The sequence below is a fragment of the Streptomyces mutabilis genome, assembly GCF_014649815.1.
Lineage (GTDB): Bacteria > Actinomycetota > Actinomycetes > Streptomycetales > Streptomycetaceae > Streptomyces > Streptomyces mutabilis.
Map to the genome: position 1 here is coordinate 158,021 of NZ_BMTT01000014.1, position 15,625 is coordinate 173,645.

At 70.4% G+C, this 15,625-nt stretch carries 16 protein-coding genes and 4 tRNA genes; 6 read left to right on the forward strand and 14 right to left on the reverse strand.

The features are described 5' to 3' along the window. The first annotated feature begins 94 nt into the window (after window positions 1-94). Window positions 95-820, forward strand: coding sequence for a 3'-5' exonuclease (locus tag IE142_RS25810; protein ID WP_191887963.1), 726 nt, complete (start codon window positions 95-97; stop codon window positions 818-820). A gap of 138 nt (window positions 821-958) precedes the next feature. Here the strand turns inward: IE142_RS25810 and IE142_RS25815 are convergent. The 9 genes from IE142_RS25815 to IE142_RS25855 all read right to left on the reverse strand — a co-directional run bounded on the left by IE142_RS25815 (window position 959) and on the right by IE142_RS25855 (window position 9,217). Beyond that, a tRNA-Val gene (locus IE142_RS25815) sits at window positions 959-1,030 on the reverse strand. Between the two features lie 39 nt (window positions 1,031-1,069). Continuing rightward, window positions 1,070-1,519: an SRPBCC family protein gene (locus tag IE142_RS25820; protein ID WP_191887964.1), complete on the reverse strand. Its 450-nt coding sequence runs from the start codon at window positions 1,517-1,519 to the stop codon at window positions 1,070-1,072. A gap of 39 nt (window positions 1,520-1,558) precedes the next feature. Continuing rightward, window positions 1,559-4,294 carry an exo-rhamnogalacturonan lyase family protein gene (locus IE142_RS25825; RefSeq protein WP_191887965.1) on the reverse strand — a complete coding sequence of 912 codons (2,736 nt, stop codon included), beginning with the start codon at window positions 4,292-4,294 and terminating at the stop codon, window positions 1,559-1,561. A gap of 160 nt (window positions 4,295-4,454) precedes the next feature. Beyond that, the gene (locus tag IE142_RS25830; protein ID WP_191887966.1) at window positions 4,455-5,066 is read right to left on the reverse strand and encodes a hypothetical protein; all 612 of its coding nucleotides are present in this window, start codon (window positions 5,064-5,066) and stop codon (window positions 4,455-4,457) included. A 12-nt stretch (window positions 5,067-5,078) separates the two neighbouring features. Further along, window positions 5,079-5,969: a carbohydrate ABC transporter permease gene (locus IE142_RS25835; protein ID WP_191887967.1), complete on the reverse strand. Its 891-nt coding sequence runs from the start codon at window positions 5,967-5,969 to the stop codon at window positions 5,079-5,081. Further along, window positions 5,966-6,967, reverse strand: a complete 1,002-nt coding sequence (locus tag IE142_RS25840; protein ID WP_191887968.1) for a carbohydrate ABC transporter permease — start codon at window positions 6,965-6,967, stop codon at window positions 5,966-5,968. Before IE142_RS25840 ends, IE142_RS25835 begins: the two co-directional genes overlap by 4 nt. Beyond that, a complete protein-coding gene (locus IE142_RS25845; RefSeq protein ID WP_043375039.1) occupies window positions 6,967-8,256 on the reverse strand; it encodes an ABC transporter substrate-binding protein in 1,290 nt (429 codons plus the stop codon). The genes IE142_RS25840 and IE142_RS25845 overlap by 1 nt, the downstream gene beginning before the upstream one ends. Before the next feature lie 354 nt (window positions 8,257-8,610). Continuing rightward, window positions 8,611-8,682 (reverse strand) — tRNA-Val (locus IE142_RS25850). Between the two features lie 79 nt (window positions 8,683-8,761). Further along, the gene (locus IE142_RS25855) at window positions 8,762-9,217 is read right to left on the reverse strand and encodes a TIGR02611 family protein (protein ID WP_191887969.1); all 456 of its coding nucleotides are present in this window, start codon (window positions 9,215-9,217) and stop codon (window positions 8,762-8,764) included. A gap of 191 nt (window positions 9,218-9,408) precedes the next feature. On the opposite strand from IE142_RS25855, the gene IE142_RS25860 reads away from it, so the two are divergent. Beyond that, window positions 9,409-9,822 (forward strand): SsgA family sporulation/cell division regulator, encoded by a 414-nt coding sequence (locus tag IE142_RS25860; protein ID WP_004002642.1) that lies wholly within the window; start codon window positions 9,409-9,411, stop codon window positions 9,820-9,822. Window positions 9,823-10,160: 338 nt separating this feature from the next. Continuing rightward, window positions 10,161-10,721, forward strand: coding sequence for a CGNR zinc finger domain-containing protein (locus IE142_RS25865; RefSeq protein ID WP_043375031.1), 561 nt, complete (start codon window positions 10,161-10,163; stop codon window positions 10,719-10,721). A gap of 80 nt (window positions 10,722-10,801) precedes the next feature. Here IE142_RS25865 and IE142_RS25870 read toward each other — a convergent pair whose 3' ends face one another. Together IE142_RS25870 and IE142_RS25875 are read right to left on the reverse strand one after the other, a co-directional pair. After that, the gene (locus IE142_RS25870; protein WP_043375030.1) at window positions 10,802-10,981 is read right to left on the reverse strand and encodes a hypothetical protein; all 180 of its coding nucleotides are present in this window, start codon (window positions 10,979-10,981) and stop codon (window positions 10,802-10,804) included. A 175-nt stretch (window positions 10,982-11,156) separates the two neighbouring features. Further along, window positions 11,157-11,606, reverse strand: a complete 450-nt coding sequence (locus IE142_RS25875; protein WP_191887980.1) for a hypothetical protein — start codon at window positions 11,604-11,606, stop codon at window positions 11,157-11,159. Window positions 11,607-11,793: 187 nt separating this feature from the next. Between IE142_RS25875 and IE142_RS25880 the strand changes: the two genes are divergently transcribed. Continuing rightward, window positions 11,794-12,318 (forward strand): DsbA family protein, encoded by a 525-nt coding sequence (locus tag IE142_RS25880; RefSeq protein ID WP_191887970.1) that lies wholly within the window; start codon window positions 11,794-11,796, stop codon window positions 12,316-12,318. Window positions 12,319-12,434: 116 nt separating this feature from the next. On the opposite strand, the gene IE142_RS25885 is transcribed toward IE142_RS25880, so the two are convergent. The 3 genes from IE142_RS25885 to IE142_RS25895 form a co-directional block, all read right to left on the reverse strand. Further along, window positions 12,435-13,259 carry a GNAT family N-acetyltransferase gene (locus tag IE142_RS25885; RefSeq protein ID WP_191887971.1) on the reverse strand — a complete coding sequence of 275 codons (825 nt, stop codon included), beginning with the start codon at window positions 13,257-13,259 and terminating at the stop codon, window positions 12,435-12,437. A gap of 72 nt (window positions 13,260-13,331) precedes the next feature. Continuing rightward, window positions 13,332-14,153, reverse strand: a complete 822-nt coding sequence (locus tag IE142_RS25890) for an aminotransferase class IV (protein ID WP_191887972.1) — start codon at window positions 14,151-14,153, stop codon at window positions 13,332-13,334. Beyond that, window positions 14,150-15,196, reverse strand: a complete 1,047-nt coding sequence (locus IE142_RS25895) for a chorismate-binding protein (RefSeq protein ID WP_191887973.1) — start codon at window positions 15,194-15,196, stop codon at window positions 14,150-14,152. Before IE142_RS25895 ends, IE142_RS25890 begins: the two co-directional genes overlap by 4 nt. 177 nt (window positions 15,197-15,373) lie before the next feature. Here IE142_RS25895 and IE142_RS25900 point away from each other — a divergent pair. Together IE142_RS25900 and IE142_RS25905 are read left to right on the forward strand one after the other, a co-directional pair. Continuing rightward, window positions 15,374-15,446, forward strand: a tRNA-Gly gene (locus tag IE142_RS25900). A gap of 38 nt (window positions 15,447-15,484) precedes the next feature. Beyond that, window positions 15,485-15,558: transfer RNA gene (locus IE142_RS25905), tRNA-Cys, on the forward strand. The last annotated feature ends 67 nt before the right edge of the window (window positions 15,559-15,625 follow it).

Sequence of the window (15,625 nt, forward strand, 5' to 3'; positions counted from 1 at the left end):
TTCCGGCGTACGGCGCAAACAGCCCGGGTATCACCGAACCGGGACAGAAGACGGCGCGTCAGCCGCCGTTCCTGGACGAGGAGTTGAGTGCCCTATGACGTGCTGGTTCGAGGGGCCGCTGGCCGCCTTCGACACGGAGACGACGGGTGTGGACGTCGAGACCGACCGGATCGTGTCGGCGGCGCTCGTCGTCCAGGACGCCCCGGGCCTGCGCCCGCGGGTCACCCGGTGGCTGGTGAACCCGGGTGTGCCGGTGCCGGAGGCGGCGACGGCGGTGCACGGGTTGACCGAGGAGCATCTGCAGCGGCACGGCCGGTGGCCGGCGCCGGTGATGTGGGAGATAGCCGAGGCGCTGTCCGAGCAGGCCCGCGCGGGACGCCCGCTCGTGGTGATGAACGCGCCGTTCGATCTGACGCTGCTGGACCGGGAGTTGCGCCGGCACCGCGCCTCGTCGCTGGGCCGCTGGCTGGAGCGGACGTCGCTTCACGTGCTGGACCCGCGCGTGCTCGACAAGCACCTCGACCGCTACCGCAAGGGGCGCCGCACCCTCACCGACCTGTGCGCGCACTACGGCGTGGAGTTGACCGGCGCGCACGAGGCGGCGGCGGACGCGCTGGCCGCGCTGGAAGTCGTACGGGCGGTGGGGCGCCGCTTCCCGTCCCGGCTGGAGCGTCTGTCCGCCGCGGAGCTGCACACGCTGCAGGCGGTGTGGCACGCGGGGCAGGCGCGGGGGTTGCAGGCGTGGTTCGCGCTCAACGGGACGGAGGAGGCGGTGGACCCGGCCTGGCCGCTGCGACCGGACCTGCCGGCGGCCGCGTGACAATTCCCTTACCGGCCCGCGGCAACGCCGGGACGGGGGTGGATGGCGGAGCGCCCACTGCGCGCGGCGAAGCCGTGCAGACACGACGAGAGCGACGCGGTCCGCGTTGCCTGCGGACACACGTCGCTCTCGCGAACGTGGGCGATACTGGGTTCGAACCAGTGACCTCTTCGGTGTGAACGAAGCGCTCTCCCGCTGAGCTAATCGCCCGGGAACGCACTGAACAATACAGGTCCCGGCGCGCTTCCATCAAACCGCTTGCAGGCGCGCGGCCAGTCCGCGACGCCCCGCCCGCATCATGAGCCGGTGGTTGGCCCGGAAGAGAGGGCGCCCCGGCACGGCCAGCCCCCGCAGCAGCGGCTTGCGTAGGACGACCTCCTGGTCGTAGCGGGCGAGGGTGGTGCCGGGGCCGTGTGCGGTGACCGTCCAGCGCGCCCAGCCCTCCAGGTCGCCGCTCATCGCGACCTCCAGCACTCCCGCCGCCGGGTCACGCCGGCCCTCGCGCAGGGTCGCGGTCAGGTCGTACGGGAGGAGTGAGCGGAAGCGGAGCACGGCGCTGGTGTCGTCGAGCCGGGCGGCCTCGCGCACCTGGGACCACCAGCGGGGGTAGTCCTCGATCCGCTCCAGTTCCCGGTAGACCGCCGGGGCGGGCGCGGGCAGGGTCCACAGGCTGAGGAATCGGTAATGGTTCCAGTCCACCCGTGGAGTGTGCCCGCACCCGCTCCCCGCGGGGGCCGACTACGGCATCCGGTCGCCCAGAAGTGCCAGGTTCTCGATGGCGGCGAGGCCGTAGAGGGCGGTGTCGTTGGTGGACACCCAGGTCGCCTCACTGCCGGGCACGAGGGCGGCGGGGCCGCTCAGCTTCTCCGTCTTCCAGGGCGCCGACTCCTTGTAGCCGTCGGATCCGTAGAACTTCTGCCAGGCACGCGCGGCGAGCTTGTCGTCCCCGGTCTGTACGGCGGCGTAGGCGTCGAGGCGCGAGTGGCCCTGGAAGAGGATGAGGCTGCCGAAGTTGCTGCCGTAACGGGCCGCCTGTTCCGTCTTGGAGGCGTTGAAGTAGCGGCAGTAGTCGTAGTAGGCCTCGTTGAACTCCGGCATGTCGACGAGGTCGATGAGTTCGGCGCACAGTTCGTTCAGGCCGAAGACGGCCGACAGGTGGGAGACCTCGACCTTCGGGGTCTCGGCGATCGCGAACCGGCCGGTGTCCAGGTCGTACAGGCCGCTGCCCTGGACGAAGCCGTTGGGCTGGGCGGCGATGGTCTCCATCGTGGACAGGACGCGCGCCTTGGCCTTCTCCCACTTGGGGCCCTTGCGTTCCCACTCGGTCAGCCACGCCGAGACCAGGCCGCTCCAGTCGGTGCCGAAGCCGACCGACAGGGCGTTGCGGTCGGGGGTGTACGGCTCGGTGCGGATCTTGCGGAGCGGGTCGAGGGCGAGGAAGGTCTCGTCGGAGTCGACGTTGGCGTGCATGAGGTCGCCGACGCGTTCGTCGGCGGTGAGGAAGTAGTAGAAGCGCCGGTAGGTGGTGTTGGCGATACGCTGCTGCTTGGCGCTGTCGGCGTAGTGCTGGACGCCGTGGCGGGTGCCGAGGCCGGCCCATTCGCCGAGGTGGTAGACGTCGACCTCGCCGGTGTGCCGGGTCATGGCCTCGGCGAAGCGGAAGACGTCGGCGCGGCCGGAGCGCAGGTAGGCGTACCAGAGCCAGAGGTCCGGGGACAGTTCGGAGTTGTCCCAGGCGTAGCCGCCGATGTCGTAGCGCCACTGGTGCCGGGCGGCGTCGTAGGTGTGCATGATGTCGCCGTAGTCCCAGAAGCCGTACCAGCGGCGCTGCTCGACCTGGTCCTTGTAGTAGGTGAAGAGGAAGTCGAGGTGGTCCTCGATCCTCGCCTTGGCGGGTGTGGAGCGGTCGGGTTCGGAGTAGAGGCCGGGGCCGAAGACCTTGGCCTTGATGAGCTGCTTCGGCGGGGCGGCCAGCTGGGGCAGAACGCGTACGGCCTCGACCTGTTCGGCGAGCTTCTCCGCGCTCGGGGTGGCGGCGTTGGCCCAGAAGAGCAGCTCGGAGGTGCGGGCGATGCCGTAGGGGGTGCCGAAGCCGGGCTCGTAGTCCTCGTAGGTGATGTTGAGGCCCTCGATCTGCTCGGGGAAGGTGTCCTGCCCCATGCCGTCGTGGTAGAAGCGCAGGTCCATGGGCTGGGCCTCGGGCGACCAGAGCCAGAGGGTGACCTCGGCCTCGTCGGTCTGGGCGTCGCGGATGTCGAGCTGGGCGGGGTACTTCTCCCAGAAGTCGCGCAGGCCGAAGGAGAGGCCGCCGCTCACGCCGCCGACGTAGCCGAAGCCGGAGGCGCGGCGTCCGCCGCCGGCGCCGATCCAGCCGTGGCCCTTCTTGGTGCGCTTGCGCAGGGTGAAGCCGTCGGCGGAGAGCTGGGAGAGGGTGTAGTCGCCCCACTCCGGGATGTACTGCAGGCGGGTGGTGACGCGCTGGTCCCAGGTGGACGGGTCGGGCAGCTTCTCCCCCGCGAACTGCGCCGCCTGTACGGCCGCGCCGGGGTCGCGGCGCAGCCCGGTGATGCCCTTGACGGCCTCGCGGAGCAGGCCGGTGCCCTCACCGCCGATGCGGATGTGGCGGTCGTAGGACTCGTCGCGCATCGGGACGGTGAAGCGGACGCCCAGGCCCCGGATGAAGTCGCCGCTCGCCTTTCCGGGCTCCTGCTTCCCGTCGAAGGTGATGGTGTGCACCATGCGGAAGGACTCGGCGCCCGCGTAGAAGTAGAGGCGGATGGAGAAGGGCAGCCAGCCGCGTCGGCCCTTGCGGTGCTTGCCGTCGATGCGGACGACGGCGCGGACCGGGCCCTCCTGTTCGACCTTCACCTCGTCGACGGCGCCGTCGAAGCGCTCGTATTTCACCGCGCCCTGGTCGCCGTCTCCGATCTCGGGCTGGCGCAGCAGGACGAGGCGGCCGTTCTTGGCGATCTCGGTGGCGCCTCTGGTGACCGACTTGATCAGCGTCGATCCGGACGTGCCGATTCTGGCGGTGATGACGCCGGTCGATACGTCGATGGTGCCGCCCCGCCGGTCGACGGTGACCTTCTCGGCAGGGGCGGCGGGGGTGCCGGCGGTGAGGGTGAGTTCCCCGTTGCCGGAGCCGACGGCGTGCGCCGTCCACTTCAGGGAGCCGTCCGGCCAGTAGGCGAGGGGCCAGGACTGGGTGGGTACGGACTTGCCGTCCGCGTCCGTGACGGCGAAGGACTGGTCCTCCTGGTAGGTGCCCCTGGGCCAGGGGACACCGACGGTGGAGCCGGGCGCGGCGCCGAGGCCGCCGTCCTCCAGCCAGGTCAGGGTCACGGGACTGTCGTCGGCCGCCTCGGCGGTGGGGGCGGCCTGGGCGGGCTTCGCGCCGAGGGCCCAGCTGAACTGGGCGGCGGCTCCGGCGACTGCGGCCGCCTTGAGGAGGGACCTGCGGGGGATGGGGGACATGGCCTTTCCTTTCCGTTCCGTGCGTGCAGGGAGTGTCAAGGGCATGACAGATAGAGCCACGGCGCCGGGGCGCCGGCCTTGGTGGCGGGCGGGGTCCCGGGGGCGCGCCCTGCCGTCGGGCCGGACCCCTGGCCCCGGCCCGAGTGCGGGGGCGCCGCCGTCAGCGGCGCCGGTAGCGCTCCTCCACGGCGGCGGCCGCCGCCGCGACGGCGCCCAGGACGGCGACCGCCAGCGGTGCGCTGAACCAGGCGGAGCAGACCACCACGGCCAGCCCGCCGACGATCAGGAAGGAACCGGCCGGGTCCAGCACGGTGCGGCGGCCGGCCCGCGCGAGCAGCGACCGCCAGGAGTCGCCCGGCCGCCAGGTCGCGGCCGCTCGCAGCCCGGCCACGGCGGCACCGATCAGGCCCAGCACCCCGACGGCCCCTACGAACGGGCCGCCCGGCAGCCCGCTCCGTACGGCCTGCACGTCCACCCACACCGCGGCCAGGGCGGCCCACCCGGCGACTCCGACGAGCCACCCGCGGCGCACCGCCGACCGGAAGTCGGCGGTGAACTCGCGCCAGCCGCCGCGCTCATGGGCCAGCCGGCGCCCGAGGTGCCGTGCCCCGGCCGCGAACGCCGCGGGGTAGGTGACCAGCGGCAGCGAGGCCACCGCGATCCACACGCCGGTGAGCAGGCACTCGGCGAACAGCGCGAACCCCTCGGCGAACCGCGACTCGCCCCGCTCCCCCGCCCGCTCCGCACGGGCCTTCGCACGCACCTCGGTCATGATCGGTTCACCTCAGCCCTTCAGCCCCGACGTCGCCATGCCGTCGATCAGATAGCGCTGGAAGGCCAGGAAGAAGGCGAGGACGGGCAGCAGGGCGACGAGCGACATGGCGATCATGCCGCCGTAGTTGGCCAGCCCTTCCTGGTCCACGAACATCTTCAGTCCGAGGGAGACGGTGTACTTGCCGGGCTCGTTGAGGTAGATCAGCGGACCCATGAAGTCGTTCCAGGAGTTGATGAACGTGAAGATCGCGCTGGTGATCAGCGCCGGGCGGCACAGCGGCAGCACGATCGACCAGTAGATGCGGAAGTGCCCGCAGCCGTCGAGGCGCGCGGCCTCGTCGAGTTCCCTGGGCAGGTTCCGCATGAACTGCACCATCAGGAAGACGAAGAACGCCTCCGTGGCCAGGTACTTCCCCAGCAGCAGCGGGGTGTACGTGTTGATCATGTCCATGTTGCGGAAGAGCACGTACTGCGGGATCAGCAGCACGTGATACGGCAGCAGGAGGGTGCCGATCATCAGCGTGAAGAGCAGGTTGCGGCCGGCGAACCGGATCTTCGCGAAGGCGTACGCGGTCAGCGAGCAGGACACCACGATCCCGATCACCGAACCCACCGCGAGGAAGAGCGAGTTGACGAAGAAGGTGGAGATCGAGATGTCGGCGATGCCGTCGGCGAGGCCCGTGTAGTTCGAGACGATCGGGTCGGCCGGGAACAGGTCCAGGCTGCCGACGATGTCCCCGCTCTCCTTGAACGAGCCGCCGATGACCCAGATCACCGGGTAGAGGATGACCGCCAGGATCGCCAGCGACCCGATGTGCCAGGCGAGCGAGCCCGGCAGCCTGCGCCGCAGGGCCCCCTTCGCGGGCGGGGCCGGCGTGATGTCGGTGGCCTGTGCGCTCATCGGCCGCCCTCCTCGTAGTGCACCCAGCGCTTCTGCGACCAGAACAGCACCGCGGTGACCAGGGCGACCGCGACCAGCAGCATCCACGCCATGGCGGAGGCCAGACCCATGCGGCTGTTCTCGAAGCCCTGCACGTACAGATAACAGGTGTAGACCATGGTCCCGTCGGCCGGGCCGCAGGAGTTGCCTCCGGCGCCGCCGCCGACGATGTAGGCGGAACTGAAGATCTGGAAGGAGTGGATGGTCTCCAGCAGGACGTTGAAGAAGAGGACCGGTGAGATCATCGGCAGCGTGATGTTCCAGAACTGCCGCAGCTTGCTCGCCCCGTCCACGTCGGCCGCCTCGTACAGCTCGCGCGGTACCTGCTTGAGGCCGGCCAGGAAGATGACCATCGGGGCACCGAACTGCCAGACGGTCAGCGCCACCAGGCTGTAGATGATCAGGTCCGGGTCGCCGGTCCAGCCGCCGGCGTCGATCCCGAAGAACTGCTGCGTACGGTCGACGACCGCGTCGTCCGAGAAAATCGCCTTCCACACGATGGCGACGGACACGCTCGCGCCGATCAGCGACGGGGCGTAGAAGGCGGCCCGGTAGAAGGCCTGCCCACGCCGCTTCTGCGCCAGCAGCAGGGCCACACCGAGCGCGGCCAGCAGCTTGATCGGCGTGCCGACGACGACGTACCAGAGGGTGACCTGGACCGAGTGGCGCCAGCGCGGGTCGCCGAACATCTCGGAGAAGTTGTCCAGGCCGATCCACTTCGGCGCGTCGAAAAGGTTGTAGTCGGTGAACGCGAAGTAGAGCGAGGCGACCATCGGTCCCGCTGTCAGCAGCAGGAAACCGGCGATCCAGGGGGACATGAAGAGGTAGCCGGCCAGGTTCTCCCGGCGGCCCCGCCGCTTCAGCTCGGCGGGGCGCGGGGACTTCACCGGACCGTGCCGCGGCTCGGAGCCCTTGGCCAGGTCCTCCGTCGCAGGGGCGTGTGTCACGGCGCTTCCCATCAGCCGGCGAGAGCCGTCTTCGACTCGGTGAAGAACTGCTTGACGGCGTCGTCGACGGACCGTTCACCCAAGGCCATCTCCTCGGCGATGCGCAGGAAGGCGGTTTCGCAGATGTCGGCGCCGTTCGGGTGCGGGGTGATGGTCTCCAGGACGCCCGCGTCGACGAGGGACTGCTCGTAGGCGGCGATCGCCTTGTTGACCGGGTCGGTGGGCCGGTACGCGTCGTACTGGGCCTGCGTCGTCGGCACGCCGCGGTCGTAACCCATGATCTTGGCGACCTCGGGGTCGTGCACCATGAAGTCGATGAACTGGGCGACTTCCTTGGGGTGCTGGGTGCGCTTGTAGCCACTCAGCATCAGCGAACCGAGGTACTGGCCGGTCCTCTTGCCGTCCGTGGTCGGGATGGGCGCGAGACCGTACTCGCTCTTGCCCTCGGAGGTGTAGCGGACGGTGAAGTTGTCCCAGGTGAACTCACTGCCGGCGAGCTCGGCGGAGAGCGCCGACTTGGGCTTGATCTGGGCGACCTTCTTCGGATCGGCGAACAGGCCGGACTTCACGCCCTTCTCCGCCTTCGTCCACCACGCGGTCAGATCGGCCTCGGAGAACCCGAGTCCGTCCTCGGTGAAGAATGCCTTGCCGTTCTGACGCAGGTACAGGTCGTAGAGGTACATGACGCCGTACATGCCGCTGTCGCCGGCCCGGCCCGTCCTGTCCCGGATCCTCGTCATCGCGTCGTCGAAGTCGTCCCAGGTCCAGCCCTGTTCGGGCTTGACGCCGGCCCGGGTGTAGACGGGCTTGTCGATGACGAGTGCCATCGAGTTCGAACCGACGGGCACGCCGAGGAGCTTTCCGTCGATCTCGCCGAACTTCTCCAGGCCCGCGCGGAAGCCGTCCATGGAGAGATTGCCCGCCTTCACCTGCTCGCTCAGGTCGAGCAGGACATTCTTGGCGTCGTATTTCCGGAGGAATCCGATGGCATTCTGGAAGACGTCCGGCGGATTCCCGCCGGATGCCTGGGTGTTGAACTTCTTCCAGAAGTCGGTGTACGGCTGGAAGTCGGTCTTGACCTTGATCTTCGGGTACTTCTTCTCGAAGAGCGCGATGGTCTTGTTGATGCGTTCCGCCCGGTCCTCGGCACCCCACCACGAGTAACGGATCGTCACGGTTCCGTCCCCGGATCCGCTGCCGCCGCCGCACGCGGTGGCCGTCGCCCCCAGCCCCGCGACGGCCAGCGAGGCCCCCGCCGCTTTGAGGATCGTCCGCCTCTCCACATTCCTGCCCTGCTGCATATGAGCCTCCCCGCGACGTTGCGTCCGCCTCATGAATCGTTTCAAGTAAGCGCTTGCTGGCACAAGGTACGGAGGGCCCGGGGGCGCGTCAATGATTCGGACAGGAATTGCCGGGCACCGGCCCGCGACGGCGGTGGCGTCCGGAGCGAGCCCACGGGCCGGCAGCAGAGGAGAACACCCAGGTCGACGCGGCGCGACCGACGGGCCGAACGCGGGAGAGCCCGCCGGAGCGGGCGGCGCGGAAGGTTACGGTTGAGTGAAGGCGGGCGGAAGCGGAATGCCTGGCCGCCGGAGGCAGCCGCACACGAAGGCGGCCCGGCTCACGATCGTGAGCCGGGCCGCCTGATGATCCGGTGGGCGATACTGGGTTCGAACCAGTGGCCTCTTCGGTGTGAACGAAGCGCTCTCCCACTGAGCTAATCGCCCGGACGCAGGAAGTACATTACCCCATGTCAGGGGGCGCCCGTGACCAGCGGGGGCCGGGCCACCGCACCCCCGCCGCGGATCACTGGTCCTCGATCTTCCAGGGCAACTGGAGGCCGAACTTCCACAGGTAGACCCCGGCCACCGCGGCCACGATCACCAGACCGACCGAGGTCAGGATGATGTTCCGCCGCCGCACCTTGGGATCGAGGGCCCGCTGGGCCGCCTCGGTGACCTTGCGCTTGGTCCAGCGCAGGACGAGCTGGGCCCAGACGAACTCGGTCGCCCAGATCGCCATGCCGCCGAAGATCACGACCCAGCCGGGCCCGGGCAGCACCAGCATGGCGGCGCCGGCCGCGACGACCGCCAGGCCGACGACGAAGACGCCGACCTGCCAGCTCAGGTGCAGGGCGCGGCGCGCCCTGATGAAATCCGGTGCACGCGAGCCGAGCGCCTGCACGGGCGCCGCCTCGTCGTCCGTCCCCGTACGGTCTTCCGCCACGGCCGCCTCGCCGGACTTGTTACTCCCCGTGTTCATACGGCCAAACACTACCGGAGCGAAACCTGTCACCGGAATGGGCGCATGACCCGAACGACCACTCGGCCGGATGAGTTACCTAAACACACCCAAAACACTCAGAGGGGTTTACAACGGCACCGTAGGTGGCATGTCGATTTCGCCGACGTGCGAATCCCCGAGCGCACACTGAGCGAAAGGCCCTGGCGCTTATGAACACCACGGTCAGCTGCGAGCTGCACCTGCGCCTCGTTGTGTCGAGCGAGTCCTCCCTGCCTGTCCCCGCAGGCCTGCGGTACGACACGGCCGACCCCTACGCCGTGCACGCCACCTTCCACACCGGAGCCGAGGAGACCGTCGAGTGGGTGTTCGCCCGTGACCTCCTCGCCGAAGGCCTCCACCGCCCCACCGGCACCGGCGACGTCCGTGTCTGGCCGTCCCGCAGTCATGGCCAGGGGGTCGTGTGTATCGCCCTGAGCTCCCCGGAGGGCGAGGCGCTGCTCGAGGCCCCGGCGCGGGCTCTGGAGTCCTTCCTGAAGCGCACAGACGCCGCCGTGCCGCCCGGCACGGAACACCGGCACTTCGATCTCGATCAGGAGCTCTCGCACATCCTGGCGGAAAGCTAGGGCGACGCTCCGTGAAGCCGCCCGTCGCCGTCGACTCGGGGTGACGGCACGGGCCCGGACAACCGCATAACGGCACACACCGGCGTCGTCGCCGCGGTCCTCCGCGGGGCGGCGCCGGTGCGTGCAGGGCGCCCGCCGCTTCACCGCCGCCCACTCGCCCGCTGTCACCCGTTGTCGAACCGCTGCCGCCCGCGTCGGGAACGGAAGCCGGACAGCCGGCGTTCTACGGACATCCGGCGGCGGGGGCGGCTTCCGGAGCCGGTCCGCCCGCCCTGGAAGCCACTACCATCGGCCAGCATCGGCGGGCGCCCGCCCGACCCCAGGCCAGGGAGCGAGATGTGCTGATCACCCACGACACCCGGTGTGCCCTCGACACCGTGGTGGATCTGGTGAACACCGTGCCGGAGGACGAATCGGCGCCGGACGGACTGCCGGACGTCGTCGCCCTCCAGGAATTCGTGGGAACGCACGAGATCAGCGACATCGGCGTGCTCTCGGAACTCGACCTCTCGGCAGTGCGCAAGATCCGCGGCCGGTTCGCCGCCGTCTTCGCCGCCCCCGACGCGCGTGCCGCCGCCGGTCTCATCAACGACCTGGTCGCCGCCGCCGGCACCACGCCACGGCTCACCGACCACGACGGCTACGACTGGCACATCCACTACTTCGCGCCCGGCGCCTCGGTCGCCGACCACCTCGCCGCCGACTGCGGGATGGCTCTGGCCTTCTTCGTGGTCGCCGGGGAGCAGGAACGACTGCGGCGGTGCGAGGCGCCCGACTGCCGGCGCGCCTTCGTCGACCTTTCCCGCAACCGCTCACGGCGTTACTGCGACAGCCGCACGTGCGGAAACCGCTTGCACGTGGCCGCGTACCGCGCACGTCGCAAGGAGGCGGCCGGCTGAGGACCGCCTGCGACGTTCCCCGGGCAAGCGTCGTTGCGACGCGGCCCCCGGCGGGTGACGCCGGGGAGCGCGGGTACGGCTCACAGCAACAGCAGGTCGTGCAACGAAGCCATGAGCAGCAGACACCCGATCACCGCAAGGAAGATCATGAGCGGTGGCTGGGAAAGGGCGAAGAGGCAGCCGCGCGGTTCGTCCTGCACCCGCGTGGTTTCGCTCTGTCTCGTGTCCAGCTGGGTATCCAGCTGAGTGGTGTCCGGCATCTCGCCGTGATGATGACGCAGTGACCAGGACTCACGCGATCAACACGCTCGCAAGGACCGGGAGTTCGCCGAATTCCGCAATGTCCGTTCGCTTCTTGATCATTACGGAGCATGCTTCGACGGCCTGGGACCGCTGTGTCGTTTCAGGTCCCGACGTGGACACGGGCACCGGCGGTCATATGCCGTGCTTCTTGAGGATGGCCTCGATGTCGCTGAAGTCGTCCTCGCCGCCGGACGGCTTGGCCGCACGGGACGCGGGCCGGGCGGCCGGGCGGGAACCGGGACCGAGGGAGGGCTCCGAGGACGCCGGAGCCACCGCGTCGCGCTGTGCCGCGGCCCGGGCCTCCTTGCGCTCCTTGCGGGTGCCGCCGCGGCGGCGCTCCACGGCACGGGTGGTCATGAACAGCACCCAGGACACGCCCAGCACGCCGAAGCCGGCCCAGGCCACGGGACTGAAGGCCGTGTCCGCGAGCCACTCGACGACCCCGGTCATCACCAGGCCGACGGGGATCAGCGAGTAGGCGGCGATGCGGGCCGCGGTCAGGAAGCGCCTGCGGTACGCGGTGACCGCCGCGATGCCCAGGCCGGCCGCGGACACCGCGGAGCAGACGGTCTCGGCAATCATCCGGTCCTCCAGGGCAGGTCGGTCGGGCATGAGTACTTCGTCCCTTCCATCCTGCACCGTCCGGACGCCCTCGGGCCATGCCGCGACCCGAGATCAGGGAGATCTCCGGGTCGGCTCCTCCCCAGGTGCCGGTGGCCGCCGTACGACGTGGTTGGGACGCCGCCCCCTGGGCTGGGAGAATGGCGCCATGAGCGACTCCTCCCCCGCCCGTCCCACCGCACCCGTCCTCGACGTCTGGTGCGAGCTCCAGTGCCCGGACTGCTATACCTCCCTGGACGACCTCCGCGCCCTGCGCGCCCGCTACGGCGACCGCCTGGAGCTGCGGCTTCGGCATTTCCCGCTGGAGAAGCACAAGCACGCCTTCGCCGCCGCGCAGGCCGCCGAGGAGGCCGTGGCCCAGGGGCAGGGGTGGCCGTACGCCGAGGCCGTGCTGAGCCGGGTCGCGGAGCTGGACCGCAAGGGGGAGCCCTTCCTGGTCGAGATCGCCCGTGAACTGGGACTGGACGCCGAGGAGTTCGACACCGCCCTGATCGACGGCCGGCACATCCTGATCGTCGACGCCGACCAGGCCGAGGGCAAGGCGATCGGCGTGACCGGCACCCCCACGTACGTGATCGGCGGCGAGCGCCTCGACGGCGGCAAGAGCCAGGAAGGGCTGCGCGAGCGCGTCGAGCGGATCGCGGACCGACTGCTGGCCGAGCGGCAGGTCTGACCGACCGAGGGCGGTCATGGAACCGGCCGACGCGGCCGGTCCGCCCCGAAGACAGCGGCCCGCCCCCCGGGAGGCAGCGGTTCGCCGTACGCCGAGGTCAGCGGTTCGCCGTACGCCTACAGCAGCGTTTTGCTGTAGTAGCAGCGCGTGGTCGCGTAACCGAGCGACTCGTAGAGCCGTTCGGCCGCGGTGTTGCCCGCGAAGACGTTGAGGCCGATCAGTCGCCGGCCCGCGGCGACGGCCTGCGCCTCGGCGAGCAGCATGAGCGTGCGGCCGTGCCCCCGGCCCCGGTGCGCCGCGTCGACCTCGACGTCGAAGACGAAGGCACGGTCCTCGCGCAGCGCCAGCCACAGGACGCCGACCTGTTCGCCCTCGTGCTCCAGCACGCTGAACAGCATGTTCTCGGTGTCGCGCCCCTGTGGGAGCAGCAGTTCGTGATCTCTGCGCGCCTTCGCGCGCGCCTCCGCCTCGGGAACCCCCCGCTCGGTCCAGGTACGGACGTACTGCTCGGACTCGTGTGCCTGCCAGGTGGCGTACTCGCCCGCCGTCATCGGCCGCGCGCGGCTTCCCTCGGGCAGGGCGGGCGCGGTGTCGCCGAGCTGCTTGGCCATGACTCGGTTGCGCAGGACGTAGCCGAGCGCCTCCGTGAGCCGCAGGCCCGCCTCCGCCTCGGCGGCCAGGCTGGTCTCGATCCGCCGGCAGCCCCAGCCCCGCGCGACCTCCTCGGCCGCGAGGGCCGCCACCGTGCCCCGGCCGCGCCGGCGGTCCGGTTCGTCGATGTGCAGTCGGTGAATTACGGCCACCGAGTCGCCGAAGGCTTGCGAGGTGCCGAGGTGTATCGCGCCGACGGGCCGGCTGTTCACGCACACCTGGTAGTGGCGCGAACGCGTCCCGTCGGCGACGCGCTGGAGCGGCTCGGTCGGCCGCAGGGTGGTGGTCATCACGGGTGTTCTACCCGGCCAGGGGCGGCGAGTCAGCCTCGTTCACGAGGCCTTCGCGGATCTTCGGCGCGCTTACGGGTCCAGGTCGTCCCCGGACCGCTCCTCGAAGATCCGCATGGCCTTGGCGGTCACCGGTCCGGGCGCGCCGGGCAGTCCGCGGTCGTCGACGCGGTGCACGGCCTGCACGTCCCGGAGCGTGGAGGTCAGGAAGACCTCGTCGGCGCGCTTCAGGACGTCCATCGGGAGGTCGGCTTCTCGGGCGCCGGTCCACTCGACGGCCAGGGCGCGGGTGATTCCGGCGAGGCAGCCGGAGGTGACCGGCGGGGTGTGGATCTCGCCGTCGAGGACGACGAAGACGTTCGACCCGGTGCCCTCGCACAGCTGTCCCACGGTGTTGCCGAACAGCGCCTCGGTGGCGCCCCGTTCTCGGGCGCGGGCCAGGGCGACGACGTTCTCGGCGTAGGAGGTGGTCTTCAGTCCGGTGAGCGCGCCGCGCTCGTTGCGGGTCCACGGCACCGTGATCACGGCCGTGGAGTCGGGGCGCCGGCCCGTCTCGCCGAGGGCGACGACGAGGGTCGTGCCGTGCTCGCCGCGGTCGGAGCCGAGCGGGCCGTGGCCGCCGGTGTACGTGATGCGCAGCCGGCCCAGCGGCATGGGGTTGGCGTCCAGGACGGCGGCGCAGGCGCGGCGGACCTCGTCGAGGTCGGGGGCGGGCAGGCCGAGGCCGCGTGCCGAGCGGGTCAGCCGGTCGAGGTGCCGGGTCAGGGCGAACGGCCTGCCGTCCACCGCCTTCACCGTCTCGAAGATGCCGTCGCCCACGGTCAGCCCGTGGTCGAGGACGGAGACGCGGGCGGACTCGATGTCCTGCAGCCCGCCGTCGAGCCAGATCTTCACGCCTGTTTTCCCTCTCCACTCACCTCGTACGTCCCCGACGCTACCGCGAGGAGCCGGGACGCCTTCAGTTCGGTCTCCCGCCACTCCCCTTCCGGGTCGGACCCCCAGGTGATGCCGGCGCCGGTGCCGAAGCGCAGCAGCCCCGCGGCCCGGTCGATCCAGAAGGTGCGGATGCCGACGGCGAGCTCGCCGGTGCCCCGGTCGGCGTCGACCCAGCCGATGCCACCGCAGTACGGGCCCCGGGGCGCGGTCTCCAGGGTGTCGATGATCCGCAGGGCGCTGGACTTGGGGGCGCCCGTGACGGACCCGGGCGGGAAGGCCGCCGCGAGCAGTTCCGGCCATCCGGTGTCCGGGCGCAGTTCGCCCCGGACAGTCGAGACCAGGTGCACGAGGCCCGGGTGCTTCTCCACGGCGCACAGGTCGGGCACGGTCACACTGCCCGCGGCGCAGACCCGTCCGAGGTCGTTGCGGACGAGGTCCACGATCATCACGTTCTCGGCGTAGTCCTTCTGCAGCAGGTCGGCCTCGGTCCGCCCGGTTCCCTTGATCGGTCCGGACTCGACGGTCCGGCCGTCCCGCCGCAGGAACAGCTCGGGCGAGGCGGTGGCGGTCTCGACGCCGTGGCCGGGCAGCCGGATCGTTCCGGCGTACGGCGCCGGGTTGCCGCGGGCCAGCAGGGCGGTGAGGGCGTCCACGTCGGCGCCGGGGCGGACGGGCGCCGAGAGCACCCGGCAGAGGTTGGCCTGGTAGACAACGCCGGCGGCGATGTGCTCGCGTATGCGCCGTACGGCTGTCGTGTACGCGGCGCGGTCGAGGGAGGACGTCCAGTCGTTCACGGCCGGCCCCCGCCACCGCCCGGGTACCGGAGCCGGTACCGGCCGTGTCCGGACGTCCGCGAAGCGTGCGCAGGTCAGGCGGCCCTCAAAGTCAGCGCAGACGGCCCAGAAGCCCTCGGATTCGAGGGCGGCGGGATCGCTCGTGACGTCGAGGAGGCCGGTGGCGAGACGGTCACCGAAGCGGGCGAGGGGAGGGAGGTCGAGCACGTGACCGAGTCTAGGACGGTGACCCCGAGGTGACCCGAACGTGTCCTTCCGGGTGCCCTGACCAGGCCCGCGAGCGCAGGCACCGCAGCACGCTGCACAAACGCGTTTTTGTACTGGCCCCGGAATCCGCTAGAGTTCAACACGTCGCCGGGACGCGCAAGCGGACCGAACCGACAGGCGGACGTAGCTCAGTTGGTAGAGCGCAACCTTGCCAAGGTTGAGGTCGCGAGTTCGAGCCTCGTCGTCCGCTCGCAGGAACTGGGGTCCTCCCGGGCCCCTTACACTCCTGGTGGAGTGGCCGAGAGGCGAGGCAACGGCCTGCAAAGCCGTCTACACGGGTTCAAATCCCGTCTCCACCTCCAAGGACGATTAGCTCAGCGGGAGAGCGCTTCCCTGACACGGAAGAGGTCACTGGTTCAATCCCAGTAT